The organism is Variovorax sp. GW458-11-26-14-LB1, assembly GCF_059423965.1.
The window spans coordinates 220,419-245,212 of sequence record NZ_JBWKYW010000002.1; the positions used below are offsets into that span (position 1 = coordinate 220,419).

General features: G+C 69.2%; 25 protein-coding genes and 1 riboswitch. Of the genes, 9 read left to right on the forward strand and 16 right to left on the reverse strand.

Annotation, left to right across the window (positions count from 1 at the left end; translation table 11 throughout):
* Positions 1–48: 48 nt before the first annotated feature.
* Positions 49–1,281, reverse strand: a complete 1,233-nt coding sequence (gene tyrS, locus AC07YS_RS02400) for a tyrosine--tRNA ligase (protein WP_495266997.1) — start codon at positions 1,279–1,281, stop codon at positions 49–51.
* A 161-nt stretch (positions 1,282–1,442) separates the two neighbouring features.
* Between tyrS and AC07YS_RS02405 the strand changes: the two genes are divergently transcribed.
* A complete protein-coding gene (locus AC07YS_RS02405; RefSeq protein WP_062479224.1) occupies positions 1,443–2,789 on the forward strand; it encodes a M23 family metallopeptidase in 1,347 nt (448 codons plus the stop codon).
* A gap of 17 nt (positions 2,790–2,806) precedes the next feature.
* Positions 2,807–3,955 carry an anhydro-N-acetylmuramic acid kinase gene (locus AC07YS_RS02410; protein WP_495266996.1) on the forward strand — a complete coding sequence of 383 codons (1,149 nt, stop codon included), beginning with the start codon at positions 2,807–2,809 and terminating at the stop codon, positions 3,953–3,955.
* Positions 3,956–3,961: 6 nt separating this feature from the next.
* On the opposite strand, the gene mdtD is transcribed toward AC07YS_RS02410, so the two are convergent.
* The 6 genes from mdtD to AC07YS_RS02440 all read right to left on the reverse strand — a co-directional run bounded on the left by mdtD (position 3,962) and on the right by AC07YS_RS02440 (position 8,949).
* A complete protein-coding gene (gene mdtD / locus AC07YS_RS02415; protein WP_495266995.1) occupies positions 3,962–5,404 on the reverse strand; it encodes a multidrug transporter subunit MdtD in 1,443 nt (480 codons plus the stop codon).
* Positions 5,405–5,494: 90 nt separating this feature from the next.
* On the reverse strand, positions 5,495–5,860 hold the full coding sequence (erpA, locus tag AC07YS_RS02420; RefSeq protein ID WP_056577477.1) for an iron-sulfur cluster insertion protein ErpA: 366 nt from the start codon (positions 5,858–5,860) through the stop codon (positions 5,495–5,497).
* Positions 5,861–6,057: 197 nt separating this feature from the next.
* Entirely contained in the window at positions 6,058–6,450 is a 393-nt protein-coding gene (gene rpsI / locus AC07YS_RS02425) for a 30S ribosomal protein S9 (protein ID WP_062479216.1), read from the reverse strand.
* Positions 6,451–6,462: 12 nt separating this feature from the next.
* Entirely contained in the window at positions 6,463–6,894 is a 432-nt protein-coding gene (rplM, locus tag AC07YS_RS02430) for a 50S ribosomal protein L13 (protein ID WP_062479213.1), read from the reverse strand.
* 205 nt (positions 6,895–7,099) lie between these two features.
* Positions 7,100–8,341: a S1C family serine protease gene (locus AC07YS_RS02435; protein ID WP_495267104.1), complete on the reverse strand. Its 1,242-nt coding sequence runs from the start codon at positions 8,339–8,341 to the stop codon at positions 7,100–7,102.
* A gap of 5 nt (positions 8,342–8,346) precedes the next feature.
* Positions 8,347–8,949 carry a hypothetical protein gene (locus tag AC07YS_RS02440; protein WP_495266994.1) on the reverse strand — a complete coding sequence of 201 codons (603 nt, stop codon included), beginning with the start codon at positions 8,947–8,949 and terminating at the stop codon, positions 8,347–8,349.
* 162 nt (positions 8,950–9,111) lie between these two features.
* Here AC07YS_RS02440 and AC07YS_RS02445 point away from each other — a divergent pair, with 162 nt between their 5' ends.
* Positions 9,112–10,071 carry a 23S rRNA (adenine(2030)-N(6))-methyltransferase RlmJ gene (locus AC07YS_RS02445; protein ID WP_493195635.1) on the forward strand — a complete coding sequence of 320 codons (960 nt, stop codon included), beginning with the start codon at positions 9,112–9,114 and terminating at the stop codon, positions 10,069–10,071.
* Between the two features lie 10 nt (positions 10,072–10,081).
* Here AC07YS_RS02445 and AC07YS_RS02450 read toward each other — a convergent pair whose 3' ends face one another.
* Genes AC07YS_RS02450 through ahcY form a run of 4 tightly spaced genes read right to left on the reverse strand, consistent with a single transcriptional unit; the run spans position 10,082 to position 13,887 of the window.
* Positions 10,082–10,720 (reverse strand): septal ring lytic transglycosylase RlpA family protein, encoded by a 639-nt coding sequence (locus AC07YS_RS02450; RefSeq protein ID WP_095746890.1) that lies wholly within the window; start codon positions 10,718–10,720, stop codon positions 10,082–10,084.
* Positions 10,721–10,773: 53 nt separating this feature from the next.
* On the reverse strand, positions 10,774–11,598 hold the full coding sequence (gene metF, locus AC07YS_RS02455; protein ID WP_070062884.1) for a methylenetetrahydrofolate reductase [NAD(P)H]: 825 nt from the start codon (positions 11,596–11,598) through the stop codon (positions 10,774–10,776).
* 10 nt (positions 11,599–11,608) lie between these two features.
* The gene (locus AC07YS_RS02460; protein WP_495266993.1) at positions 11,609–12,442 is read right to left on the reverse strand and encodes a TlyA family RNA methyltransferase; all 834 of its coding nucleotides are present in this window, start codon (positions 12,440–12,442) and stop codon (positions 11,609–11,611) included.
* A gap of 5 nt (positions 12,443–12,447) precedes the next feature.
* Entirely contained in the window at positions 12,448–13,887 is a 1,440-nt protein-coding gene (ahcY, locus tag AC07YS_RS02465; RefSeq protein ID WP_070062885.1) for an adenosylhomocysteinase, read from the reverse strand.
* Positions 13,888–13,952: 65 nt separating this feature from the next.
* Positions 13,953–14,021: riboswitch (S-adenosyl-L-homocysteine riboswitch) on the reverse strand.
* Positions 14,022–14,272: 251 nt separating this feature from the next.
* Between ahcY and phaP the strand changes: the two genes are divergently transcribed.
* The 6 genes from phaP to AC07YS_RS02495 all read left to right on the forward strand — a co-directional run bounded on the left by phaP (position 14,273) and on the right by AC07YS_RS02495 (position 19,602).
* Positions 14,273–14,770 carry a TIGR01841 family phasin gene (phaP, locus tag AC07YS_RS02470; protein ID WP_062482351.1) on the forward strand — a complete coding sequence of 166 codons (498 nt, stop codon included), beginning with the start codon at positions 14,273–14,275 and terminating at the stop codon, positions 14,768–14,770.
* Positions 14,771–14,792: 22 nt separating this feature from the next.
* Entirely contained in the window at positions 14,793–15,722 is a 930-nt protein-coding gene (locus AC07YS_RS02475; protein ID WP_159272801.1) for an alpha/beta fold hydrolase, read from the forward strand.
* Between the two features lie 45 nt (positions 15,723–15,767).
* Positions 15,768–16,208 (forward strand): hypothetical protein, encoded by a 441-nt coding sequence (locus AC07YS_RS02480; RefSeq protein WP_495266992.1) that lies wholly within the window; start codon positions 15,768–15,770, stop codon positions 16,206–16,208.
* Positions 16,205–17,278: an alpha/beta fold hydrolase gene (locus AC07YS_RS02485; RefSeq protein ID WP_495266991.1), complete on the forward strand. Its 1,074-nt coding sequence runs from the start codon at positions 16,205–16,207 to the stop codon at positions 17,276–17,278. The genes AC07YS_RS02480 and AC07YS_RS02485 overlap by 4 nt, the downstream gene beginning before the upstream one ends.
* Positions 17,279–17,303: 25 nt before the next feature.
* The gene (locus AC07YS_RS02490; RefSeq protein ID WP_390348412.1) at positions 17,304–17,897 is read left to right on the forward strand and encodes a GNAT family N-acetyltransferase; all 594 of its coding nucleotides are present in this window, start codon (positions 17,304–17,306) and stop codon (positions 17,895–17,897) included.
* A gap of 76 nt (positions 17,898–17,973) precedes the next feature.
* Entirely contained in the window at positions 17,974–19,602 is a 1,629-nt protein-coding gene (locus tag AC07YS_RS02495) for a peptide chain release factor 3 (RefSeq protein ID WP_095947934.1), read from the forward strand.
* A gap of 4 nt (positions 19,603–19,606) precedes the next feature.
* Here AC07YS_RS02495 and AC07YS_RS02500 read toward each other — a convergent pair whose 3' ends face one another.
* The 5 genes from AC07YS_RS02500 to AC07YS_RS02520 form a co-directional block, all read right to left on the reverse strand.
* A complete protein-coding gene (locus AC07YS_RS02500; RefSeq protein WP_495266990.1) occupies positions 19,607–20,410 on the reverse strand; it encodes an ABC transporter permease in 804 nt (267 codons plus the stop codon).
* A gap of 196 nt (positions 20,411–20,606) precedes the next feature.
* Positions 20,607–21,647: a DNA methyltransferase gene (locus tag AC07YS_RS02505; RefSeq protein WP_495266989.1), complete on the reverse strand. Its 1,041-nt coding sequence runs from the start codon at positions 21,645–21,647 to the stop codon at positions 20,607–20,609.
* The gene (locus AC07YS_RS02510) at positions 21,644–22,834 is read right to left on the reverse strand and encodes a hypothetical protein (RefSeq protein WP_495266988.1); all 1,191 of its coding nucleotides are present in this window, start codon (positions 22,832–22,834) and stop codon (positions 21,644–21,646) included. Before AC07YS_RS02510 ends, AC07YS_RS02505 begins: the two co-directional genes overlap by 4 nt.
* Before the next feature lie 85 nt (positions 22,835–22,919).
* Positions 22,920–23,762 carry an ABC transporter permease gene (locus AC07YS_RS02515; protein WP_495266987.1) on the reverse strand — a complete coding sequence of 281 codons (843 nt, stop codon included), beginning with the start codon at positions 23,760–23,762 and terminating at the stop codon, positions 22,920–22,922.
* 8 nt (positions 23,763–23,770) lie between these two features.
* Positions 23,771–24,766, reverse strand: a complete 996-nt coding sequence (locus tag AC07YS_RS02520; RefSeq protein WP_495266986.1) for an ABC transporter ATP-binding protein — start codon at positions 24,764–24,766, stop codon at positions 23,771–23,773.
* Between the last annotated feature and the right edge of the window lie 28 nt (positions 24,767–24,794).

Here is a 24,794-nt window from a genome sequence, read left to right on the forward strand (position 1 = left end):
GCCGCCCTGCCCCCATTGAAAAAGGCCCCGAGGGGCCTTTTTTTGCGATCAGCTCAGGGTCACCCGCGCGAACTTGCGCTTGCCGACCTGCACCACGTAGCTGCCCGCGGGCAGCTTCAGGCCCTTGTCGGACACCACGACCGAATCGATGCGCACGCCGCCGCCGTCGATCAGGCGGTTGCCCTCGCCCGACGACGACGCCAGGTTGGCCTGCTTGAGCAGCTGGCCGATGCCCAACGGCGCGCCGCCGAGCGCCACCTCGGGAATCTCGTCGGGCACGCCGCCCTTGCTGCGGTTGATGAAGTCCTGCTCCGCCGCGTCGGCCGCCGCCGCGCTGTGGAAGCGCGCGGTGATTTCCTTGGCCAGCGCGACCTTGGCGTCCTTCGGGTTGCGGCCACCGGCGATCTCGGCCTTCAGCGCCTCGATCTGCGCCACCGACTGGAAGCTCAGCAGCGTGTACCAGCGCCACATCAGCGTGTCGGAGATCGACAGCACCTTGGCGAACATGCTGTTGGCGTCCTCGCTGATGCCGATGTAGTTGCCCTTGCTCTTGGACATCTTCTCGACGCCGTCGAGCCCTTCGAGCAGTGGCATAGTGAGTATGCACTGCGGCTCCTGGCCGTATTCCTGCTGAAGATGACGGCCAACGAGCAGGTTGAACTTCTGGTCCGTGCCACCCAGCTCGAGGTCGCTTTCGAGCGCTACCGAGTCGTAGCCCTGCATCAGCGGGTACAGGAACTCGTGCACCGAGATCGACTGGCCGGCCTTGAAGCGCTTGTTGAAGTCGTCGCGCTCCATCATGCGCGCCACCGTGTACTTGGCCGCCAGCTGGATCATGCCGCGCGCGCCCAGCGGGTCGCTCCACTCGGAGTTGTAGCGAATCTCGGTCTTGGACTCGTCCAGCACCAGCTTGGCCTGGGCGAAGTAGGTTTCGGCGTTGGCGCGGATCTGCTCGGCCGTGAGCGGCGGGCGGGTGCTGTTGCGGCCCGAGGGGTCGCCGATCAGGGAGGTGAAGTCGCCGATCAGGAAGATCACGCGGTGCCCCAGGTCCTGGAGCTGGCGCATCTTGTTGAGCACCACCGTGTGTCCGATATGAATATCCGGTGCGGTCGGGTCCAGGCCCAGCTTGATGCGCAGCGGCTTGCCGCTGGCTTCCGCCTTCTGGAGCTTCTTGACCCACTCGTCCTGCGGCAGCAGCTCGTCAGCGCCTCGGAGGGATATTTCGAGGGCTTGTCTTACACCATCGGAGAGGCTGGTGGATGTAACAGATTCGGCGTTCATGGGCTTTTTTGGCGGTTTTTCCGGTGGCCGAAGCTATACTCAGCCCGACTTTTCAAGCGCCGGATTCTAAGCGGCGCTTTTTTTCCGCACCGTCTCCTGCCGCCCTGAACGCACTGGGCCTTGCAGCACGGACCTGCAGAACCTGAGTTGGAATCCACAGTTTGATCAACGGCATTCTCGCCGCCGAGGAGCTTCTCGCTTCCCGCGTGGCCTACACATTCCGGACGTACCCCAAGCAGATCACCGCAGCGATCGCTGCGATGCTGCTCAGCGCCGGCACCCTCGCGGTCGCCTCGCTCGGTCCCGACGCGTCCGACCTCCCCATCCAGCAAGTGCTCGAAGCCACCGCGCCGGTGTCTTTCGCCGACCAGTCGGCGTCGCTCGAGAACTTCAGCTTCACGCTGTTCCGCACCGACGTCTCGCGCTCCAGCGACACGGCGGAGGCGCTGATGAAGCGCCTGGGCATCTCCGACCCCGCCGCCACCGCCTTCGTGCGCGGCAACGCCGAGGCGCGCATGGCGCTGTTCGCGCGCGTGGGCCGCACCGTGACGGCCGAAGCCACGCAGGAAAACCAGCTGCAGAAACTCAGCGCCCGCTGGATTCCCGACGCCGACGGCGGCTTCAAGCGTTTCGTCGTCGAGCGCACGCCCACCGGTTTTGTCGCCCGCACCGAGCGCGACATGCTGACGCCGGGCACGCGCCTGGCCAGCGGCACCATCCGCAGCTCGCTGTTCGCCGCCACCGACGACTCGCGCATTCCCGACGCCGTGGCGAGCCAGCTGGCCGACATCTTCGCGGGCGACGTCGACGTGCGTTCGCTGCGCAAGGGCGACCGCTTCGCCGTGGTCTACGAGACCTTCGAAGCCGACGGCCAGGCGCTGCGCAGCGGCCGCGTGCTCTCGGCCGAGTTCGAGAACAACGGCAAGGTCCACCAGGCCGTCTGGTTCCAGCCCCCGGGCGCGGGCCAGAAGGGCAGCTACTACCGCCCGAACGGCGACAGCCTGCGCAAGGCCTACCTGGCGTCGCCGGTCGAGTTCTCGCGCGTGTCCAGCGGTTTCGCGATGCGCATGCACCCGATTTTGAACAGCTGGCGCCAGCACAACGGCATCGACTACGCGGCGCCCACGGGCACCGCGGTGCGCACGGTCGGTGACGGCACGGTCGATTTCGCCGGCACGCAAAGCGGCTACGGCAACATCGTCATCATCAACCACCGCAACAACCAGCAGACGGCCTACGCCCACCTGAGCCGCATCAACGTGAAGGCCGGCGAGAGCGTGAGCCAGGGCCAGACCATCGGCGCCGTCGGCTCGACCGGCTGGGCCACCGGCCCGCACCTGCACTTCGAATACCGCGTCGGCGGGGCCTACCAGGACCCGACCACGATCGCGCAGGAAGGCGGCGCACCGATCACCGCCGCCCTGCGTCCGGCCTTCGAACGCATCGCCGTGGGCGCCCGCACCGAGCTGGCCGCCGCCTTCTCGGTGATCCAGGCCAGCGCCGACTGAGCCTCGCTCCCCCAGGCATGGCCGCCGCACCGCAGCAGCCGCAGCAACGCTTCATCGGCCTGATGTCGGGCACCTCGCTCGACGGGGTCGACGGCGTCATCGCCGATTTCTCCGACGACGGCCACCTCGCGGTGATCGGCCACGCCAGCGCCGATTTTCCCGCCCCGCTGCGCGCCGAGCTGCTGGCGCTCAACACCCCCGGCGACAACGAACTGCACCGCGCGGCCCTGGCCGGCAACGGCTTGGCGCAGGTGTATGCCGACGTGGTCGCGCAGCTGCTGGCCGATACCGACACCGCCCCGACAAACGTCACCGCCATCGGCGCCCACGGCCAGACCGTGCGCCACCGGCCGCTCGAATTCGACGGCACGGGCTACACGCTGCAGGTCAACAACCCCTCGCTGCTGGCCGAGCTGAGCGGCATCGACGTGGTCGCCGACTTCCGCAGCCGCGACCTCGCGGCCGGCGGACAGGGCGCCCCGCTGGTACCGGCCTTCCACCAAGCCCTGTTCGCCCGGCCCGACGCGCCCGTCGCCGTGCTGAACCTCGGCGGCATCTCCAACCTGAGCCTGCTGCCCGCCACAAACGCGCCGGCGGGCGCCGCGCCCCTGCTGGGCTTCGATTGCGGCCCCGCCAACGCGCTGATGGACCACTGGTGCCAGCGCCACCTCGGCCAACCCTTCGACCAGGGCGGCCAGTGGGCAGCCAGCGGGCGCGTGCTGCCCGAACTGCTGGCCCGGCTGCAGGCCGAACCGTATTTCGCCAAGGCGCCGCCGAAGAGCACAGGGCGCGATTTATTCCATCCGGACTGGCTGACCGGCCACCTGGGCGCGGCCACCTGGGCGCCTGTCGACGTGCAGGCCACGCTGGCCGAGCTGACCGCCAGCACCTGCGCGGCAGCCCTGAGAAGCTATCAAAAAGAGAGCGCCTTGCTGATCGTCTGCGGCGGCGGCGCGCTCAACGACCACCTCATGGGCCGCCTGCGCGCCCTGCTGCCCGGCGTGCAGGTGCAGGCGTCGTCGGAACACGGCCTGCCGCCCCAGCAGGTCGAGGCGGCCGCCTTCGCGTGGCTGGCCCGGCGCACCGTCCGGCGCGAGCCCGGCAACCTCGCGAGCGTGACCGGCGCGCGCGGGGCGCGGGTGCTCGGCGCGATCTACCCGGCCTGACTTGCGTCAGCCCTGGCCGGAGACTTCCGGCTGCGCAGGCTGCGCCGCCCGCACTTCTGCCGGCAGATGCCAGAAGATCAGCGCCGAAGCCACCGTGATGAGCCCCATCGTCGCGAACGTGGCCTGGAACGCATCGAGCGTCTGCATCGGCGTTGCCGTGCCGAACACGCCGTTGTAGCCCGCCAGCACGGCGCCGGCTGCGGCCACGCCCAGGCTCATCGCGAGCATCTGCACCATCGACAGCAGGCTGTTGCCGCTGCTGGCCATGCCGCCGTCGAGGTCCTTCAGGGTGATGGTGTTCATGGCCGTGAACTGCAGCGAGTTGACCGCGCCGAACACCAGCAGCTGCAGCAGGTGCAGCGCCACCGGCTGCCCCGGCGCCGTGAGGCCGAAGCTGGCCATGGTGCAACCGACCAGCACCGTGTTGGCCACCAGCACGCGGCGGTAGCCGTGGCGCGTGATCAGCGGCGTGGCAAAGCGCTTCATGGCCATGCCGGCCAGCGCGACCGGCAGCATCATCAGCCCCGCGCGCACCGGCGAATAGCCCATCGACACCTGCAGCAGCAGTGGCACCAGGAACGGCATGCAGCTGCTGCCCAGGCGCGAGAACAGGTTGCCCAGCAGGCCGATGCTCAGCGTCGGGATGCCGAACAGCGCGGGCGAGAACAGCGGCTCCGGCGTGCGTGCCGCGCGCAGCCAGTAGGCGACCACGGCGGCGAAGCCGAAGATCAGCACCGCCATCACGCCGCCCTGGCGCAGCCCGAGCCCCGACACGCCGTCGACCGCCAGCGAGATCGCCACCATGCCGAAGGCCAGCAGCGCGTAGCCCACGCCGTCGAAGCGCTTCTGGAGCGCGCCGCGCAGGTCCGGCATGTAGCGCAGCGTGGCGATGCAGCCCGCCAGCCCCACCGGCACGTTGATCAGGAAGATCCAGTGCCAGGAGGCGTACTGCACCAGCCAGCCGCCCAGCGTGGGCCCCAGCAGCGGCCCGATGAGCCCCGGAATGGCCACGAAGCTCATCGCCTGCAGGAACTCGCCGCGGGGCACCGTGCGCAGCAGCGCCAGGCGCCCCACGGGCAGCAGCAGCGCCCCGCCCAGGCCCTGCACCACCCGCGCCGCCACGAGCTGCCCCAGCCCCTGCGAGAGCGCGCACAGCACCGAGCCGGCCGCGAACAGCACGATGGCGCAGAAGAAGACGCGCCGCGTGCCGAAGCGGTCGGCGATCCAGCCCGAGGCCGGGATCAGCATCGCCATCGTGAGCGCGTAGGCCACCACCACCGACTGCATGCGCAGCGGGCTCTCGCCCAGGCTGGCGGCCATCGCGGGCAGCGCCGTGTTGATGATGGTGGCGTCCAGCGTCTGCATGAAAAAGCCCACGGCCACGAGCCACAGCAGGCTCTTGCGGGCGGGATCGACGGGATCGACGGGGACGGCGGTGTCGGGGCTCATCGGGAAGGCGCGGACTCGGACAAACGACAGGCAGCAAAAAGCCGCCCGGAGGCGGCTTTTTCGAGGGGGCTGGTCAGCAGCATCCAGGCATCAGGCCGAGAAGCTGGAACCGCAGCCGCAGGTGCTGGTGGCGTTCGGGTTCTTGATGACGAACTGGGCGCCCTGCAGGTCTTCCTTGTAGTCGATCTCGGCGCCGAGCAGGTACTGGTAGCTCATGGCATCGATCAGCAGCGACACACCGTTCTTGGTCATGGTGGTGTCGTCTTCGTTGGTGATCTCGTCGAAGGTGAAACCGTACTGGAAGCCCGAGCACCCGCCGCCCTGCACGAACACGCGCAGCTTCAGGTCGGGATTGCCCTCTTCGGCGATCAGGTCGGCGACCTTGGCGGCCGCGCTGTCGGTGAAGACGATCGGCTCGGGCATCTGGGTCTGGATGTTTTCGGCAACAGCGCTCATGGGGTGAAACTCCTTGGGGGGCCGCTTGGGCGGCCAATGGGATGGATGCTACTGCAATGCCGCAATTTCGGCAGGCCGTATGCGGCGAGCACCCATCGCAAGTGGGGTCGGGCGCCGCATCCACCAGGGGCACCCGGGGGACGCGGCCACGAAAAAGCCGCCCGAGGGCGGCTTCTTGTCTCGCAACGAGCAGGGGATCAGCGCTTGCTGAACTGCTTGCGGCGACGGGCGGAGTGCAGACCGACCTTCTTACGCTCGACTTCACGTGCGTCGCGCGTCACGAAGCCGGCTTGGCTCAGGACGGGCTTCAGCGAAGCGTCGTAGTCGATCAGGGCACGGGTGATGCCGTGGCGCGTGGCGCCGGCTTGACCCGATTCGCCGCCGCCGTTCACGTTGACCATCACGTCGAAAGCTTCGAGGTTGTTGGTCAGCGCCAGGGGCTGCTTGGCGATCATGATCGAGGTTTCACGGCCGAAGAACGCTTGGATGTCCTTGCCGTTGACCGTGATCTTGCCGGTGCCTTTTTTCAGAAACACGCGGGCGACGCTGGATTTGCGACGGCCGGTGCCATTGTTCCATTCACCAATCATTCTCAAGGCTCCTTACAGTTCCAGCACTTTGGGCTGTTGGGCGGTATGCGGGTGCTCTGCACCACCGTACACCTTGAGTTTCTTGATCATCGCGTAACCAAGCGGGCCCTTGGGCAGCATGCCCTTGACAGCCTTTTCCAGGGCGCGGCCCGGGTGCTTGTTCTGCATGTCGCGGAAGTTCGTCGCCGTGATACCGCCCGGGTAGCCCGAGTGACGGTAGTACACCTTGTCGATCGACTTGGCGCCGGTGACGCGCAGTTGCGCGGCGTTGATGATGACGATGTAGTCACCGGTATCGACGTGAGGCGTGTAAATGGCCTTGTGTTTGCCGCGCAAACGGAGAGCAACTTCGCTGGCTACTCGTCCGAGGACCTTGTCGGTCGCGTCAATCACAAACCACTCGTGCGTCACGTCAGCGGGCTTGGCGCTGAACGTTTTGGTCATGAGTTTTTCTCTTGAAAGAGGGTTTGGCGAGCCCTTTTCCACGGTCGGCGTTCCTCTGATGGGAATCTCTTAGGTGGGTTTTCACGCCTTCCGCCCAATGAAAGGGCGGCTGGCATGCCTTCGCCGCGGGGCTACAAAAACGCTGCGAAGCCCGCGATTATATGAAGAAATGGCCAAACGGCCAATTTCCGGGCTTCCGGGGGCCTCAGCGCTGGATGCGGACGAGTTCCAGGCTCTCGTTGGTCACGGCGGCATAACCGCGTCGGTACATGGCCTCGAAGTTGACGATCCGCCTCAGGTCGGGGCTATACAAGACGGTTGCCTTGAACGGCGTGCCCACGGGTGAAGCGCCGGTGCCATAGGAGACGTAGATCCAGCCGTCATAGGCGATACGAACCACATTGAGCTCCACACCGTCCACGCGCACCGTGTGTTCAGCGCCCACCGAGGCATTGAGCTCATGCCGCAGCCGGTCGTCGGTGGTCGTCACGTAGTCCAGGTGCCAGCGCATGCCCGGCTGGACGTCGTCCTTCGGCGCCCAGCCGCCCGGCGGCGATGCGCTGTCGAACAGGCCGCCAACCGACGAGGTGAGGGTCACCACCTGCCCATTGGCCTTCTCGACCCGGCTGCCGGCGTTGAACGACACCTCGTCTCCCTGGACCCGGTCCACGCGGTAGATCACCGGCGTGCGGTTGCCGGTGAGCCGGTCGGTGCGCACGTACTCGAGCGCGTCGCCGGCGCGCAGCGGCTCCGCCAGCGCCACGCCGGCGCTGCGGCGGGCGCCGCCTTCGGGCTCACGCGCCCGAGCCGCCAGCTGCGCCTGGGCGCGGGCTGGCAGTTCCGCCAGGAACTCGGCCGGCATGGCGAAATTCAGGTTGCCGCCGTCGCGGGCGGCGAAGGTGGTGATGCCCAGCAGGCGGCCGTCGCTGTCGAACAGCCCGCCGCCGCTCGACCCGGGCGCGATCGCCGCCGTGGTCTGCAGCAGCCGCGCCTCCCCGTCGCCGCCGCGCAGGCCCGACAACAGGCCTTCGCTGAGCGTGTTTTCCAACCCGCGCGGGTTGCCGATGGCGTACACGCGCTGCCCCACCCGCGCGGTGCCAGCAGGCGCCAGCGCCACCGGCGGCGCCGTGAAGTTGGCGACCTTGATCTGGCACAGGTCGCGCCCCGGGTCCGGGTATTCGAGCGTGGCGCCGTAGGTGACGTTGTCGCGCTTGACCACGAAATTGCTGGCCTTGGCGAGCACGTGGCAGTTGGTGACGAGCCGGCCGGGTGCGATCACCACGGCGCTGCCGGCGCGCAGCGGACGCTCCTGCGCGTCGAAGGTGCGCACGGCCCAGACGCTGCCGGTCAGCTTGGCGAACAGGGCGTCGGGCTCCAGCGCGGCGGCCGGGCCAGCGGCCAGCAGGGCGCCCGCGGCGCACAGCCACGGCGCGGCGTTCTTCCACATCGGCTTCACGGCTTGGCGGGCAGCAGGCCGCGCAGATCGTCCATCGAGACGCGGGCGTCGGGCGCGGCGGACGGTGCTGCGGGCGCGGGGCGCGCCGGAGCGGGCGGCGCAACCGCCACGGGAGGCGGCGGTGGCGCGACCACGGCCGGCGCGGGCGCAGGCACAGGCGCTGCCACGGCCGTCTTCGGCGCCGGCGCAGCCGCGATCTCGGTCGTGCCGATCTTCATGCCGACGGTCGCTTCATCGCCGGTCTGCGCGCTGCGGTCGAAGCTGCGCACCTCGCCGAAGATCAGCTGGATCCAGCTCGGGTAGTTGAAGCCCGCCCCGGTGCCGGTGTCGATCGCCACGCCGACCAGGCCGCCGATCATCACGTTGCCGACCAGTCCCACGTTGACGCGCGAAATCGCCTGGCCGCGGGCCGGCGGCAGGCCGGACTGGGTGCATTCGATGTTCAGGTTCTCGCCCGAGCGCCGCACCGGCAGGGTCAGGCCGGAGCGCACTACCGCATCATTGCGGTCGTTGGAGACCCGGCAGCGGGCGCCGTCGACCACCTTGCCCTCGGGCGACAGGGTCTCGACCTTCACGTTCTGCGTGGTGCCGTGGGTCACGGAGGCGCAGCCCGTCAAAATAGACAAAACACCCGCGCCGACGCACAGGCCCCAAAATCGCCATCCGGCTCCTCGCATTGCTGCCCCTCGTTGTGTTTTGTAAATCAATGTAGCGCCGCGCGAGTCTAGCGCTCCCCTTTCCACTTTTTCAGGCCTCATTCCATGTTCAGTTACCGCCACGCGTTCCATGCCGGCAACCACGCCGACGTGCTCAAGCACACGGTCCTGATTGCCACCCTCGATCACCTGCTTGAAAAAGACGCCGCGCTGACCGTCGTCGACACCCACGCCGGCGCCGGCCTGTACCGGCTCGACGGCGACTACGCCGGCACCAGCGGCGAAGCGGCCGACGGCGTGCTGCGCTTCTTCGCCGCGCCGGACAAAGCCCCCGACACGCCCGCCCCGGCCGCCAAGTCGACGGGCAAGAAGCCCGCAGCCCCCGCCGAAGACAAGCCGGTCGCCGAAGCCATCGCCCGCTACCTGAGCGTGATCCACGACTTCAACCCCAAGGGCGGCGCCCGCGTCTACCCCGGCTCGCCGTTCATCGTGCAGCACCTGCTGCGCGACCACGACAAGCTCAAGCTGTTCGAGCTGCACCCGACCGACGCCCGCACGCTGGACGCCAACATCGCCCAGCTCGAGGCCGGCCGCCGCATCGCCGTGCTGCGCGACGACGGCTTCGGCAGTGCCACCAAGTTCCTGCCGCCGCCCTCGCGCCGCGCGCTGGTGCTGATGGACCCGAGCTACGAAATGAAGACCGACTACGGCCGCGTGCTCGACTTCGCGGCCGAGGCGCTCAAGCGCTTCGCCACGGGCACGTATGCCGTCTGGTATCCGATCATTCCGCGCCCCGAGGCGCACGACCTGCCACGCCGCCTGAAGACGATGGCGACCAAGGCCGGCAAGCCGTGGCTGCACGCCACGCTGACGGTCAAGTCGAGCAAGATCACGAAGGACGCCGCCTCGGGCGAAACGCAGCGCCCGGGCCTGCCGGCGAGCGGCATGTTTTTGATCAACCCGCCCTACACGCTGAAGGCGCAACTGGCCGAGGCGCTGCCCCAGCTGGCCGAGCGCCTGGCCCAGGACCGCAACGCCGCCTACTCGCTCGAGAGCGGCGGCTGAGGCCGGCCGCTCAGCGGCGCTTGCGCGGCGGCACGATCACCCGCTTGCGCGCGGGTGCCGGCGCGCGCACGCGCGAGGTCGGCGCCTCCGGCAACAGCGCGGGCTGCAGATCTTCCGCCGCCACGGCCTGGCCGCCACAGCGCATGCCCTCGCGGTCGATGACCGACAGCGCCACCTGCTTGATGCCCATGCTCGTGAGACCGATGCGGTCGGCCGCGGCGCGGCTCAGGTCGATGATGCGGCCCGGCGTGAAGGGCCCGCGATCATTGACGCGCACCAGCACCTCGCTGCCGTTGACCAGGCTGCGCACGCACACGCGCGTGTTGAAGGGCAGCGTCTTGTGGGCCGCCGTCATGGCGCCCATGTCGAAGCGCTCGCCGTTGGCGGTCTTGCGCTGGTGGAACTGGATGCCGTACCACGACGCGCCACCACGCTCGAAGATCTCGCGCGGCTCATCGCCGGGCACGCCGTCGTCCAGCGACTCGCCGGTGCCCGACACCGCGAGGTCGTAGCGCACCGACGGCACGGCCGAGCGCGGGGCGGCGCCGGGCGGCACGGCCAGGCCGCGTCCCAGCGGCTGCAGCCGCTTGCCGGACGCCGCCGGCGCAGCGGCGGTGTCCGCGTCTTTCTCCTGCGTGGCAGGCGGCATGGTGCACCCTGCGAGCACGCAGGAGACCGCGACGGCGACCGCGCGCAGCCCTCTCAATCCAGGCGCTCCAGGATCGCCAGCGTGGCCGCCGACTGGTTCATCGTGTAGAAGTGGATCGCGGGTGCCCCGCCTTCTTGCAGGCGCGCGCACAGGTCGGTCACCACGTCCAGGCCGAAGGCCTTGATGGAGGCCGTGTCGTCGCCGAAGCCCTGCAGCCGCAGGCGGATCCAGCGCGGAATCTCGGCGCCGCAGGCGTCCGAGAAACGCATGAGCTGCGTCGAGCTCGTGATGGGCATGATGCCCGGCACGATCGGCGTGTCGAGCCCCAGCTTGCGCGCGTCGTCGACGAAGCGGAAGTAGGCCTCGGGGCTGAAGAAATACTGCGTGATGGCCGAGTCGGCCCCCGCCTTCATCTTGGTGGCGAAGGCTTGCAGGTCGGCTTCGGGCGAGCGCGCCTGCGGATGCACTTCGGGGTAGCAGGCCACCTCGATGTGGAAGTCGCGCCCGGTCTCCTCGCGGATGAAGGCGACCAGGTCGCTCGCGTACTGGAACTCGCCGCCGATGCCGTAGCCGCTGGGCAGGTCGCCGCGCAGCGCGACGAGGCGCTTCACGCCCATGGCCTTCAGCTCGGCCAGCTGCTCGCGCACGGTGGCGCGCGTGGCGCCGATGCACGAGAAGTGGCTGGCAGCGTCCACGCCCTCGGCCAGGATCTCCTGCACCGCACCGAAGGTGCCCTGGTGCGTGGAGCCGCCCGCGCCGTAGGTGACGGAGCAGAACTGCGGCTTGCGCGCATACAGCTGCTGGCGCACAGCGCGCAGCTTGACCGCGCCTTCGGGCGTCTTGGTCGGGAAGAATTCGAAACTCAGCGGAAGGCGCACCTGCGTCTCCTTAGGAACCGTCGCCCGCCTTGGCAGCAGCACGAACGGCGTGAATGAAAAACTCGCGGTTGCCGTCGCCCCCGGCGATCGGGCTGTCGAACCAGCGCAGCACCTTCAGCTCGAGCGCCGCGCAGGCGTCGTGCAGGCGCTTCTCGACCACAGGGTACATCGCCTCGTCGCGCACGATGCCGCCCTTGCCGACCTGGCCGGGCTGCAGCTCGAACTGCGGCTTGACCAGCATCAGCAACTGGCCGTCGTCGGCCAGGAACTGCACCACGGCCGGCAGCACCAGCGTGAGCGAGATGAAGGACAGGTCGCCGACGATGAGGTCGAAGCGCGGCTCAGGCGGGGCTTCGACAACTTCGACAGCCTCACCCACCTCGTCGTCCTCGCCATCGTCCACCTGCAGATCGGCCGGCGACAGCGCCCGCGCATTGACGCCTTCGATGGCGACCACGCGTTCGTCCTCGCGCATGCGCGCATGCAGCTGCCCGTGGCCGACGTCGACGCCCACCACCTTGGCGGCGCCATGCTGCAGCAGGCAGTCGGTGAAGCCGCCGGTCGACTGGCCGACGTCCAGGCAGAGCTTGCCCGTCGGGTCCACGCCGCTGGTCTTCAGCGCGCCTTCGAGCTTGAGGCCGCCGCGCGACACGTAGCGTGCCTCGGCGGCATCGGCGAGCTCGAGCTCGGCCGACTCGGGCACTTCGTCCTTGTTCTTGGCGACGTTGCGCCACGCGTCGCCCGTGCCCGCGTCACGCCAGCGCATGCCGCCGGCGATGAGCCGGACGGCTTGCGAACGCGACGCGGCCAGGCCGCGCTCTACCAACAGTTGATCGGCGCGCACGCGGATCAATAGCGGTAGGTGTCCGGCTTGTAAGGGCCGTTCTTGTCCACGCCGATGTAGGCGGCTTGCGAGTCGGTCAGCTCGGTGAGCATGGCGCCGACCTTCTTCAGGTGCAGGCGCGCGACCTTCTCGTCCAGGTGCTTGGGCAGCACGTAGACCTTGCCGGCCTGGTAGGCGTCGGGCTTGGTGAACAGCTCGATCTGGGCGATGGTCTGGTTGGCGAACGACGACGACATCACGAAGCTCGGGTGGCCCGTGCCGCAGCCCAGGTTCACGAGACGGCCCTTGGCCAGCAGGATGATCTTCTTGCCGTCCGGGAAGGTGATGTGGTCGACCTGCGGCTTGATCTCTTCCCACTCGTACTTCTCGATCGACGCAACGTCGATCTCGTTGTCGAAGTGGCCGATGTTGCAGACGATGGCCTGGTCCTTCATGGCGGCCATGTGCTCGTGGCGGATCACGTCGCGGTTGCCGGTGGTGGTCACGAAGATGTCGGCCTTGTCGGCGGCGTACTCCATGGTCACGACCTTGTAGCCTTCCATGGCGGCCTGCAGGGCGTTGATGGGGTCGATTTCAGTCACCCACACCTGGGCGCTCAGTGCGCGCAGCGCCTGGGCCGAGCCCTTGCCCACGTCGCCGTAGCCGGCCACGCAGGCCACCTTGCCGGCGATCATCACGTCGGTCGCGCGCTTGATGCCGTCGACCAGCGATTCGCGGCAGCCGTACAGGTTGTCGAACTTGCTCTTGGTGACCGAGTCGTTCACGTTGATGGCGCGGAACAGCAGCGTGCCCTTGGCGCTCATCTCGTTCAGGCGGTGCACGCCGGTGGTCGTCTCTTCGGTCACGCCGATGATCTCGGCCGACTTGCGGGTGTACCAGGTGTCGTCCACGGCCAGCTTGGCCTTGATGGCGGCGTACAGAATGCGTTCTTCTTCGCTGGTCGGGTTGGCGAGCACGCCCAGGTCCTTTTCGGCGCGCTGGCCCAGGTGCATGAGCAGCGTGGCGTCGCCGCCGTCGTCCAGGATCATGTTCGGGCCTTCGCCCTTCGAGCCCTTGGGACCGAAGTCGAAGATGGCGTGGGTGTAGTCCCAGTAGTCCTTCAGCGACTCGCCCTTGATGGCGAACACCGGCGTGCCGGCGGCGGCGATGGCGGCGGCGGCGTGATCCTGCGTCGAGAAGATGTTGCACGAGGCCCAGCGCACTTCGGCGCCCAGGGCTTGCAGCGTCTCGATGAGCACGGCCGTCTGGATGGTCATGTGCAGCGAGCCCGTGATGCGTGCGCCCTTCAGGGCCTGGCCCTTCGAGAACTCTTCACGGATGGCCATGAGGCCGGGCATCTCGGTTTCGGCGATCTTGATTTCCTTGCGGCCCCAGGCGGCAAGGGACAGGTCGGCAATCGCCTGGTCGGCGGTCGAGACGGGGGTGGGCTTGAGTACAGCGCTCATGTGAACTCCAAAACTGGTTTGAAAGATGCCACTGCGTACGGGGAAGAAAGACTCACCGCGAGAACAGCGGGTGAGCGTGGTTGCGATGTGGTCCGAGCCTCACGCCTGACGGCGCTGCAACGCTCCTCGGAGCGCCGGATTGTAGTCGCGGCCGCCCGGCCCGCCAATCGACCGGGGCATCCCACATCACGGAAAGCGCGGGCGCCCGCCAGGCCGGGCCGTGCGGCGCGGGCCACCCCGGGAAACTCCGCAGGCAAATCCGCGCTTGGAGCGCCCTGAGCCGCGCCGGCCCGGCGTATCGTGGCGGCGGGCCCCGGCCGCCCGGCCGCTGCCTGCATCCACCCGTTCGATTGTTTTCATCACCCGACACAGGAGATTCCGCACCATGGCCACTGCCAAGAAAGCCGCCGCGAAAAAAACCACCGCCAGCAGCGCCGGCGCGAAGCAGGCGGCGCCGTCCGCCGCGGACATGCTCGATCCGATGAAGAACCTCAAGGGCATGGCCGAGCGCCTGCAGAACCTGAACCTGACCGGCGGCGCCGGCAAGCTGCTGGACAGCGGCCGCAAGGACCTGCAGGCGCTGATGCAGGCCAATGAAAAGTCCTACCAGGGCCTGCAGACCGTGGTGCAGCGACAGACCGAGATGATCAAGACGGCCATCGCCGAATGGCAGACCGCCGCCAAGGCGATGCCGGGCAAGGACCCGAAGGAAAACCTCGCCAAGCTCGACGAGCTGGGCCGCCAGTCGTTCCAGCGCGCCGTCGACGACATCAAGGAGCTGGCCACCCTGGCCGCCAAGTCGCAGGCCGACGCCTTCGACGTGGTGCGCCAGCGCATCCAGGCCAACGTGGACGAGGTCACGAAGCTGCTGCAGCGCAAGTAACAGGAAGAAAAGAAAGGCCCGCATGACCGCCGTCGCGCCCCGCACCGAACGGCGCACCCGCGCCAACGGCATCGAACTGGCCTGGGACAGCTTCGGCGACCCCGAGGCGCCGCCGCTGTTGCTGGTCATGGGCCTCGGCGCCCAGATGGTCGCGTGGGACGACGCGTTCTGCGCCGGCCTGGCGCAGGCCGGCGGCCACCATGTGATCCGCTTCGACAACCGCGACATCGGCCACTCCACCCACCTGCCGCACGCCGGCGTGCCCGACATCCAGGCGCTGATGCTGCAGGCCATGGCCGGGCGCCCGCTGCAGGTGCCCTACACGCTGCGCGACATGGCCGACGACTGCGCCGGCCTGCTCGACGCGCTGGGCATCGCACGCGCCCACGTCGTGGGCGCGTCGATGGGCGGCGCCATCGGGCAGGAGATGGCCATCCACCACCCGGGGCGGATGCGCTCGCTCACCAGCATCATGTCGAGCACCGGCGACCCGGCCCTGCCGCCGCCCACGCCCGAGGCGCTGGCGGTGCTGTTCGCGCCCGCGCCGACCAGCTTCGAGGCCTACCTGCCGCACCACGCCAAGCTGTGGCGCGTGCTGCGCGGGCCCGACGCCTTTCCGCTCGACGAGGCGCGCGACGCCGAACGTGCGCAGCTCGCATTTCTGCGCGGCCTCAACCCAGGCGGCGTGGCGCGCCAGCTGGCAGCCGTGTTCGCGTCGGGCAACCGCAAGCCGGCGCTGCGCGCGGTGCAGGTGCCTACGCTGGTGATCCACGGCGACGTCGACCCGCTGGTGCCCGTGGCCTGCGGCATCGACGTGGCCGAGGCCATTCCCGGCGCGACGCTGCTGCGCATTCCGCGCATGGGCCATGCGCTGCCGATCGCGATGTGGCCGCAGATCATCGAAGCCATCGCCGCGCACACTGCACGGGCGGCGCGGCGCGACGATCACTGAAGAAAAAAAGAGACACGACAACGAACCCAGACGGAGGTGTTTTTCATGAGCCAGTTTCCGTCCCTCGATCCCATGGCCCTGTGGCGCGAGCTCACGGCCCAGTGGGAAAAAAGCACCAACGAGTTCGCCAACGAAGCCATGGCCTCGGACCCGTTCCGCCAGGGCATGCACGGCGGCATGAACGCCTCGCTCACCGCGCAGAAGGCGGTGGGCGACCTGATGGCGCGCTACCTCACGCTGCTGAACCTGCCCACGCGCGCCGACCTGCAGGCGCTGGGCGAGCAGCTGCACCGCATCGACGACCACCTGGCGGGCATCCGCCGCGCGCTGGAAGGCGGGGCCGGGCCGGCCGCGCGGACCGCCGATACGGCCACTGCACCGCCCCGGCCGCGTCGCACCAAGCAACCGCCGGCGGCGGCAGTGCCTGCACCGGCAGCCAAGGCCGCCGCCCCCAGGAAACGCACCGCCGGAAAGCGCCGCCCATGAGCGCGCCGCCCGACACCTTCCAGCTGCCCGACATCCGCGGCGAGATCGAGCGCACGATCCAGCGCAACATCAAGGGGCTGGACTTCCTGACCTCGACCGCGCCTGCCGTCGGCCTCACGCCCAAGGACGAGATCCACCGGCGCGGCACGCTGAGCCTGTACCACTACCGCCCGATGGTCGACGAGATCTACCGCGTGCCGGTGCTCATGGTGATGGCCACCACCAACCGCGCCTACATCTTCGACCTCGCGCCGGGCCAGAGCATGGTCGAGTACCTGCTGCTCAAGGGCTACGACGTCTACGTGATGGACTGGAACGCACCGCGCCCCGACGAGAAGCGCCTGCGCATCGAGGACTACGTGCTCGACTTCATTCCCGACTCGATCCGCCGCGTGCAGGAAGACTCGGGCGAGGAAGACGTCACCATCGCCGGCTACTGCATGGGCGGCGTGCTCTCCACGCTGTACGCGGCCCTGCACCCCGGCGGTCCGATGAAGAACCTCGCGCTCTTCACCACGCCGATCGACTTCAGCCGCATGAAGCTCTTTCACGCGTGGTCCGACCGGCGCTACTTCGACGTCGACCGCCTCATCGACACCGTGGGCAACGTGCCGCCCGAGATGCTGTTCGCCTCCTTCGACATGCTGCGCCCCGCCGGGCGCGGCGCCGGGCTGGTGCAGCTGTGGGACAACATGGCCAACGACGAGTTCGTCAAGTCGTACCGCATGTTCGACCGCTGGGGCGCCGAGATGCTGCCGCTGGCCGGCGAGTACTTCCGCCAGACCGTGAAAGAGCTCATGTGGGACAACAAGCTGCACAAGGGCGAGCTGGTGCTCGGCGGGCGCCCCGTGCTGCTGAAGAACATCACCGTGCCGGTGCTGCACGCGCTCGCGCAACACGACCACATCGTGCCCTACGAGGCGGGCCAGCCGCTGATCGCCGGCATCGGCTCCACCGACAAGGAAGAGGTGGTGCTCAAGGGCGGCCACGTGAGCCTGGCGGCCGGCACCAACGCCGTGCGGCGGCTGTGGCCCAAGCTCGACGAGTGGCTGGGCATGCGCTCCACCTGACGAACACAAACATCCCCCTACGCTCATGACCGCATCTTCTTCCCGCACCTACCCGCGCACCGTCGCCCACGCGGACGGCGACATCGCCCTGCGCCTGATGACCGGCGCCGACGCGCCCGCCGTGCTGGCCTTTGCGCAGGCGCTGCCGGCGCACGACCTGCTCTTTCTGCCGCGCGACATCACTGAGCCCAAGGTGATGGCCGCCTGGGTCCGCGCCATCGAGCGCGGCGACATCGACAGCGTGCTCGCCGTGCGCGACGGCGCCGTGCTGGGCTGCGCCGCCGTCATCCGCGACCCGCATTCGTGGTCGGGCCACGTGGCCGAGCTGCGCGTGCTGGTGTCGCCCGCGCTGCGCGGCGGCGGCCTGGGCCAGCAGCTGGCGCAGGAGGGCTGCGCGCTGGCCTTCGCCCACGGGCAGGAAAAGATCGTCGCCCAGATGACCGTCGACCAGCGCGGCGCCATCGCTGTCTTCCAGGCCCTGGGCTTCCGGCCCGAGGCCCTGCTCACGCGCCACGTGAAGGACCGCGAGGGCAAGGCGCACGACCTCGTGGTGCTGAGCCAGGACGCGGCGCAGGTCGAGGCGCAGATGCGGGCGTACGGGGTGACCGAGGCGTTTTAGGCCCATCGGCGGGGGATTGAGGGGGTTGGCGAGGCGGCCTCCTAAAATCGGGGGATTCCCCTGCAGATTGCCCACCTTGTCTTTTCTCGCCGAAACCCGCCGCCGTCGCACCTTCGCGATCATTTCCCACCCTGACGCCGGCAAGACCACGCTGACCGAAAAACTGCTGCTGTTCTCGGGCGCGATCCAGATCGCCGGCTCGGTGAAGGCCCGCAAGGCCTCGCGCCACGCCACCTCCGACTGGATGGAAATCGAGAAGCAGCGCGGCATCTCGGTGGCCTCGTCGGTGATGCAGATGGTGTACCGCGAGCACGTGATCAACCTGCTCGACACGCCCGGCCACAAGGACTTCTCGGAAGACACCTACCGCGTGCTCACGGCCGTCGACTCGGCGCTGATGGTGATCGACGCGGCCAACGGCGTGGAAGCGCAGACGCGCCGGCTGATCGAGGTCTGCCGCCAGCGCGACACGCCCATCATCACCTTCGTCAACAAGATGGACCGCGAAGTGCGCGAGCCGCTGGACATCCTGGACGAGGTGGAGCGCGAACTCGGCATGCCCTGCGTGCCCATGACCTGGCCCGTGGGCCAGGGCAAGAGCTTCCGCGGCATCATGAACCTGCGCACGCAGGCGATGACGGTGTTCGAGTCGGGCAGCGAGCGGCTGCCGCACGACTTCGAGACCATCCCGCTGAGCGAGCGCGACACGCTCGTCAAGCGTTTCGGTGCCGACTTCGAGCACGCCATGGAAAGCATGGAACTGGCCACCGGCGCCTCGCCCACCTGGGACCGCGAGGCCTTCCTGGCCGGCAAGCAGACGCCGGTGTTCTTCGGCTCCGGCGTGAACAACTTCGGCGTGATGGAAGTGCTCGACGCGCTGGTCGACCTGGCGCCCTCGCCGCAGTCGCGCACCAGCACCACGCTGGTCAACCGCCAGCCGGTGGTGAAAGAGATCCAGCCCGAGGACAAGGACTTCGCGGGCGTGGTGTTCAAGGTGCAGGCCAACATGGACGCCAACCACCGCGACCGCATCGCCTTCGTGCGCATGGCCTCGGGCAAGTACACACCGGGCATGAAGCTGAAGGTGCAGCGCACATCGAAAGAGCTGCGCCCCACCAGCGTCGTGACCTTCATGAGCCAACGCCGCGAGGCGGTGGAAGAGGCCTACGCGGGCGACATCGTGGGCTTCACCACCCACGGCGGCGTGCAGCTGGGCGACACCATCACCGACGGCGCGAACCTGCAGTTCACCGGGCTGCCCTTCTTCGCGCCCGAGCTGTTCATGACCGTCATCCTGAAGAACCCGCTGCGCACCAAGCAGCTGCAGCAGGGCCTGGCCCAGTTGGGCGAGGAAGGCGCGATCCAGGTCTTCCGCCCCGAGGTCGGCGGCCCGATGCTGCTGGGCGCGGTCGGCCAGCTGCAGTTCGAAGTGGTGCAGCACCGCCTGAAGGCCGAGTACGACGCCGACGTGCGGCTCGAAGGCTGCCAGTACACGGGCGCGCGCTGGATCACGGCCGACACCCCGGCCGAGCTGCGCGAGTTCGTCCACGCCTACCCGGTGCGCATGGCCAAGGATGCGGCCGACACGCTGGCCTTTTTGTGCACCTCGCCGTACGACGTGCGGCTGGCGCAGGAGCGTTTTCCGAAGATCCACTTCCATCCGCTGCGCGAGCACGCGGGGCTGGCGCTGCAGAGCGCCGGCTGATCGGCTAGCTGCCCGACGAGGTGTAGTGGCGCAGCCCGAGGCGCCACGCACCGAACGCCGCCGCGAGGAACACGAAGCCCGCGAGCGGCGACACCCACCCCACCCAGGCCGGCGCGCCCAACGGGTCGGGCTTGCCCAGGATCGCCAGCACCGGGTAGTACGCCACGCAGGCCAGCGGCACGATGAAGGTCAGCACGCGGCGGAACCACTGCGCATAGAGCGCCAGCGGGTACTGCGCCGCCTGCACGCCGCCGTAGGTGAGCACGTTGGCGATCTCCAGGCTTTCGACGGTCCAGAACGACAGCGTGCCCTGCAGCACGAGGATGCCGAGGAACAGCGCGATGCCGCCGGCCAGGGCGAACAGTGCGATTGCCACGGCGCTGGGGGTCCATGCGATGTCGGCCTGCACGGTCGCGAAGGCCAGCACGAGCAGGCCCTGCAGCAGACGGCCGAGGCGGCTGATGCGCACGTCGTGGCCCATGAGCTGCAGCGCCAACGGGCGCGGACGCAGCAGCAGCCGGTCGAAGGTGCCGGTGCGCAGGAATTCGGTGCCCAGCACGTCGAAGCCACGGCCCAATGCGTCGGCGAGGGCGAACATGCAGTTCACGAGGCCATAGAACAGCGCGACCTCGCCGATGCCCCAGCCCTGCACCTCGCCGAAGCGATGGAACAGCGCCCAGACGGCGACGACCTCGATGCCTGTGCCGAGGAACTGGCCGAGGGTCAGCAGCAACGCGGACGCGGGGTACCTGGCCTGGCCGCTGATGGAGGCGGCCATGAGGCGGAAGAAGAGAGGGAGGGCGCCCATCTTCAATGGCCCTCGCGGCCTGTATCGCCGTGGTTCAGGGCGCGTGCACAGGCCACCGGGTACTTCCCTCCGCGAATGTCCCCCGGGCTTCGCCCTCCTCCTTGATTTCGCTGCGGGAAGCACCCGCTGTCCTGCGCACACCGAGCGCGGTCGTGGTGCGGGTCGGTCCACCGCTGTGCGGGTTGCGTCATGCCGCTCATTGCTCGTAGCAGATGTCGAGCCGGATCAATGCGCCGCGGGCATCGATGCGGTCGGCGCGGAAGTAGAAGCGGCCGCGGTAGCTGTCGAGGTGAAGGGGTGTGGTGACCGGGTCGCCCCAGCTCGTCACCGAGAAGCCCTGCCCTTGCAGCCATCGCAGCAGGGCGTCCAGGCGCTGCGGGTCGGCGTCGACGCGGATGTCGGCGTCTGCGGGCGGAGGGCCCTGTGGGTCCTGCTGCCAGCGCGCGAAGCTGCCGAACAGCGTGAAGACGTGTCCTGCGGCGCGCATGGCATCGAGCAGCGCAGCGGTGGCCGGCAGGTCGATGCGCTCGCGCTGCTTGCGAAAGACCAGTGCGTGCTCGTGGCGCCGGTCGGTGCGGGCATCGGTGTCGTTGTCTGCCGCGTCGTGCGGATAGACCAGCACGCGCTCCTCCTCCATCGTGAAGAGCGAACCCAGGATGCGGGCGAGATCGAAGGCCAGCGGCAGCACGCGATCGCCGATCCGGAGGTTCTCCACCATCGCGATGCAGGCACCGCCCTCGCGCAATCCGGCGCGCACGCGGTGGAAGACGTTGCGCAGGCCATCGAGGTGCTGCGCGTAGCTCGGGCTGTCGTAAAGCTGGGAGGTTGCCTGCGCACCGGCCCAGCGGCAACCGAAGTAGGGCACGTTCGTCAGGCAGAGGTCGAAGGGCGGGAGCGCGGCGTCTTCGAGCGCATCGCACGAGGCGTGCAGGAGCGTCGTGCCGTGGGCGAGGCCGTGGCGTGCCAGCCGCTCGCGGATGAGGTCGATGCGGCCTGCATCGACTTCGCAGCCCAAGGCCCGTCGGTCCTCGAGGCGCGCCGCGAGCAGCGTCGTGCCGAAGCCGGCGAAGGGGTCGAACACCATGTCGCCCGGTTGCGAGAACCGGCGCACGAAGGGCAGCATCTGCTCGAGCCATCCGCAATCGCGCCCGCCCATCGGGTCCCGCGTGCGCAGGTCGTCCGGCAGCCGGTAGCGCGGCGATTCATGGTCGAGCTTCAGCCAGCTGTGACTGCTCATGGGCAGGCCTTCGCGGTGCGCGTGTCGAGCAGCACGTCGTGCCCCGGCTCCCAGCCGGCGCAGAGCTGTCCGTCGGCAAAGTAGACGAGCTTGTAGACATCGCCGGTCGCGTGGCGCGCGTGCATGGCGCCGTAGTCGGCGCTTTCGAAGACGACCGTCAGGCCGCTGTCGGTGCGCAGGCGCAGGTTCCAGAAGTAGTAGCCCTCGGTGAGGCTTTCGAGGGTCCACCCGCGCGAGATGTCGGGGTCGTCGAGGCAGGCCGTCAGCAGCGCGTCCATCGAGACCCGCTGCGCGCGCAGGTAGCGCGCGGTGGCGTTGTCGCGGTAGCCCTCGTCGAGCCGCGAGAACTCCCGGAAGACGACGGTCCCGGCGCCGCATTGCCGTGCCCACGCGAGGTACGCGGCCACGTCGGTCGGCTGCGCGACGCCGCCGCGCTGGAGGATGCACACGAGCCGCAGCGCCACCGCATCGGCGAGCTGGCGCGCGGTGCGCTCGAACACGACGGGATCGCCGATGGCCACCTCGGGCCGGAATCGCATGATGGCCTGGTTGACCGCGCCGTCGTGGTGGTGGCGGGACAGCTCCAGCCAGCTCATTTCGAAGCCTTGCAGCGCTCGCCGCAGCACCTCGCCCTGCGGGCCGGCAAAGCCTGCGCCGTTGGTATAGAGCACACGATCTTCGACCACCGGGCCCTGGCTTTCGCCCGCGGCCAGCGTGTGCAGCAGCCGAAGCATCCAGTCGGCGTCGTCGCTCGTTTCCAGGCCCGAGAGCGACCACGACAACGGCACGCCGCGCAAGGCGCGCAGCGCGCGGGACAGGCCGTCGAAGTAGTCGGGCGCCGGACGCAGCCGGGACGCCGAGGTTCCGCCCTCGGTCTTGCGCAGGTTTTCCGAGCAGAAGCCGCAACGTGCCGAGCAAGACTTCACGGACGCGTACGGCGTGAACGTGAGGGGCTGCGCAAGGCGCCGCGCGACGCCGCCGATCGTGTGCGTGTGCCAGCGCGCGGCCTCGTGCGAAGGCGGCGTGCGAAGCGTCACGCCGCGCACGGAGCGGCGAAGGCGTTCGAAGAGTGGGGAGCTGGCGCTGCGCGGCAGATCGGCCACGGCGATCTGGTCGATCGCGCAGGTCACGGTCCGCACGGCGAGGGGCGTCGGCGCATCGGCTTCAACGGGAATGACGGGGCGCATGGCAGGGGCGGGGTTGTCGCACCCGCCACCATGCGACAGTGCTGCCTCCGAGGGCGGGAGTGGCTCCCTGCGCGCGCCCGTCACTCTAGCCACCCTGCACCTGCAGACTGCGCATCGTGCGCCCCATCGCCATCCGCCCGAACGCGACCAGCGCGACGATCCAGAAGCACTGCAGCCCCAGCGCGGCCAGCGCATGCCAGCCGCTCAGGTGCCCGAAGTACAGCCGTGCCGGAATGTCGAACAGCCCCGCCAGCGGCTGCACCAGCAGCGCGGTCTGCCAGGCGTCGGGCAGCAGCGCCAGCGGCAGCAGGTTGCCCGAGAACACGATGACCACGGGCGTCGCCACCGCCTGGATGCCGCGCTCGTTGAGCGCCGCCGTGGTCGCCACGTTGAGCAGCATCACCATCGCGGTCGAGAGCAACAGGCCCAGCCCCACCGACAGCAGGAACGCCGCGCCGGCCAGCGCGTTCGCGGGCAATTGCCAGGCCCAGTCGCCCAGCCCGACCAGCGGCAATGCGACCGCCGCGAAGGCCGCCATCAGCGCCACGCGCGGCAGCAGGCGCGCCGCGATCCAGCCGGCCGTGCGCGCGAACCACAGCGCGTAGGCGTCCACCGGGCGCAGCCGGTCGTAGGCCACCGCGCCGGTGCGCGCGGCCTGCGCCACTTCCGGGTCGCCCAGCCAGGGCATCAGCACCAGCAGGCCTTGCGCGAGCCAGGTGTAGGTGATGGCCTGGGCCAGCGACATCGACGAGGCCGCGCCCGCGATGGCGCTGCCGCTGTAGAACGCGGCGAACACCATCACCTTGATGCCGCCCCACCAGCACTGGGTGGCAAAGCCTGCGAGCGCCGCCGTGCGGTACTGCAGCATCTGCAGGAAGCGCGAGACGAACGCCGCGACATACGGCCGGGCGAGGTCGCGCGGGCCCATGGCCGGCCTCACGCCTCGGCCGCTCCGTGCATGGCGTAGAAGCGCGCGATCACGGCTTCGATCGCGAGGCCTTCGAGGCGGATGTCTTCCACGGCGTGCGCGCCGGCGATGCGGGCGATGAGCGCGGGCGCGGGGGTCTGCTTGGGGTCGAAGTCGAGCACCAGCGTCTGGCCGTCGCGCGAATGCACGGTGGCGCCGTCGACGTGCGCGGGCAGCGTGGCGTCCTGTGCAAAGTCGACCACCAGCCGGCGCTCGGCCATCACCTGCGCGCGCAGCGCCTCGACCGGGCTGTCGGCCAGCACGCGGCCGTGGCCGATGACGATCACGCGCTGGGCCAGGGCCTCGATGTCGTGCATGTCGTGCGTGGTCAGCAGCACGGTGGTGCCGCGCTCGCGGTTGGCACGGCGCACGAAGTCGCGCACGGCGAGCTTCGAAGGCGCGTCGAGGCCGATGGTCGGCTCGTCGAGGAACAGGATGTCGGGCTCGTGCAGCAGCGCCGCCGCGATCTCGGCGCGCATGCGCTGGCCCAGCGAGAGCTGGCGCACCGGCTGGTCGAGCACGCGCTCCAGGTGCAGCAGCGCGACCAGCTCGTCGCGCGTGCGGCGGTAGCGCTGCGGATCGACGCGGTAGATGTCGCGCAGCAGGTCGAAGCCGTCGCCCACGGGCAGGTCCCACCACAGCTGCGTGCGCTGGCCGAAGACCACGCCGATGCGCGCCACGTGGCGCTCGCGGTCGGCGAAGGGGTCGCGGCCGTCGACTTCCACGCGCCCGCCGTCGGGCCGCAGGATGCCCGAGAGGATCTTGATGGTGGTCGACTTGCCCGCGCCGTTGGGCCCGATGAAGCCCAGCAGCTCGCCGCGCTCCAGCGCGAACGACACGCCCGACAGCGCCTCCACCGAGCGGTGGCGGCGCTGCAGCAGGCCGTGCAACGCGCCGCGCAGACCGGGGTCGCGCTCGGACACACGGTAGGTCTTGCGCAGGTTGTCGACGAGGATGTGAGGCATGGTGGAAGGTGCCGCGCCGGCCTGAAAG

Excerpts from the sequence above, each read along its gene's own strand:
- tyrS (WP_495266997.1), bottom strand. The coding sequence starts at position 1,281 with ATGAACGCCGAATCTGTTACATCCACCAGCCTCTCCGATGGTGTAAGA.
- erpA (WP_056577477.1), bottom strand. The coding sequence starts at position 5,860 with ATGAGCGCTGTTGCCGAAAACATCCAGACCCAGATGCCCGAGCCGATC.
- AC07YS_RS02485 (WP_495266991.1), top strand. The coding sequence starts at position 16,205 with ATGAGCGCGCCGCCCGACACCTTCCAGCTGCCCGACATCCGCGGCGAG.
- AC07YS_RS02500 (WP_495266990.1), bottom strand. The coding sequence starts at position 20,410 with ATGGGCGCCCTCCCTCTCTTCTTCCGCCTCATGGCCGCCTCCATCAGC.
- AC07YS_RS02445 (WP_493195635.1), top strand. The coding sequence starts at position 9,112 with ATGTTCAGTTACCGCCACGCGTTCCATGCCGGCAACCACGCCGACGTG.
- mdtD (WP_495266995.1), bottom strand. The coding sequence starts at position 5,404 with ATGAGCCCCGACACCGCCGTCCCCGTCGATCCCGTCGATCCCGCCCGC.
- rpsI (WP_062479216.1), bottom strand. The coding sequence starts at position 6,450 with ATGATTGGTGAATGGAACAATGGCACCGGCCGTCGCAAATCCAGCGTC.
- AC07YS_RS02515 (WP_495266987.1), bottom strand. The coding sequence starts at position 23,762 with ATGGGCCCGCGCGACCTCGCCCGGCCGTATGTCGCGGCGTTCGTCTCG.
- AC07YS_RS02505 (WP_495266989.1), bottom strand. The coding sequence starts at position 21,647 with ATGAGCAGTCACAGCTGGCTGAAGCTCGACCATGAATCGCCGCGCTAC.
- AC07YS_RS02450 (WP_095746890.1), bottom strand. The coding sequence starts at position 10,720 with ATGCCGCCTGCCACGCAGGAGAAAGACGCGGACACCGCCGCTGCGCCG.
- AC07YS_RS02410 (WP_495266996.1), top strand. The coding sequence starts at position 2,807 with ATGGCCGCCGCACCGCAGCAGCCGCAGCAACGCTTCATCGGCCTGATG.
- rplM (WP_062479213.1), bottom strand. The coding sequence starts at position 6,894 with ATGACCAAAACGTTCAGCGCCAAGCCCGCTGACGTGACGCACGAGTGG.
- AC07YS_RS02520 (WP_495266986.1), bottom strand. The coding sequence starts at position 24,766 with ATGCCTCACATCCTCGTCGACAACCTGCGCAAGACCTACCGTGTGTCC.
- phaP (WP_062482351.1), top strand. The coding sequence starts at position 14,273 with ATGGCCACTGCCAAGAAAGCCGCCGCGAAAAAAACCACCGCCAGCAGC.
- AC07YS_RS02480 (WP_495266992.1), top strand. The coding sequence starts at position 15,768 with ATGAGCCAGTTTCCGTCCCTCGATCCCATGGCCCTGTGGCGCGAGCTC.
- AC07YS_RS02490 (WP_390348412.1), top strand. The coding sequence starts at position 17,304 with ATGACCGCATCTTCTTCCCGCACCTACCCGCGCACCGTCGCCCACGCG.
- AC07YS_RS02435 (WP_495267104.1), bottom strand. The coding sequence starts at position 8,341 with ATGTGGAAGAACGCCGCGCCGTGGCTGTGCGCCGCGGGCGCCCTGCTG.
- ahcY (WP_070062885.1), bottom strand. The coding sequence starts at position 13,887 with ATGAGCGCTGTACTCAAGCCCACCCCCGTCTCGACCGCCGACCAGGCG.
- AC07YS_RS02475 (WP_159272801.1), top strand. The coding sequence starts at position 14,793 with ATGACCGCCGTCGCGCCCCGCACCGAACGGCGCACCCGCGCCAACGGC.
- AC07YS_RS02510 (WP_495266988.1), bottom strand. The coding sequence starts at position 22,834 with ATGCGCCCCGTCATTCCCGTTGAAGCCGATGCGCCGACGCCCCTCGCC.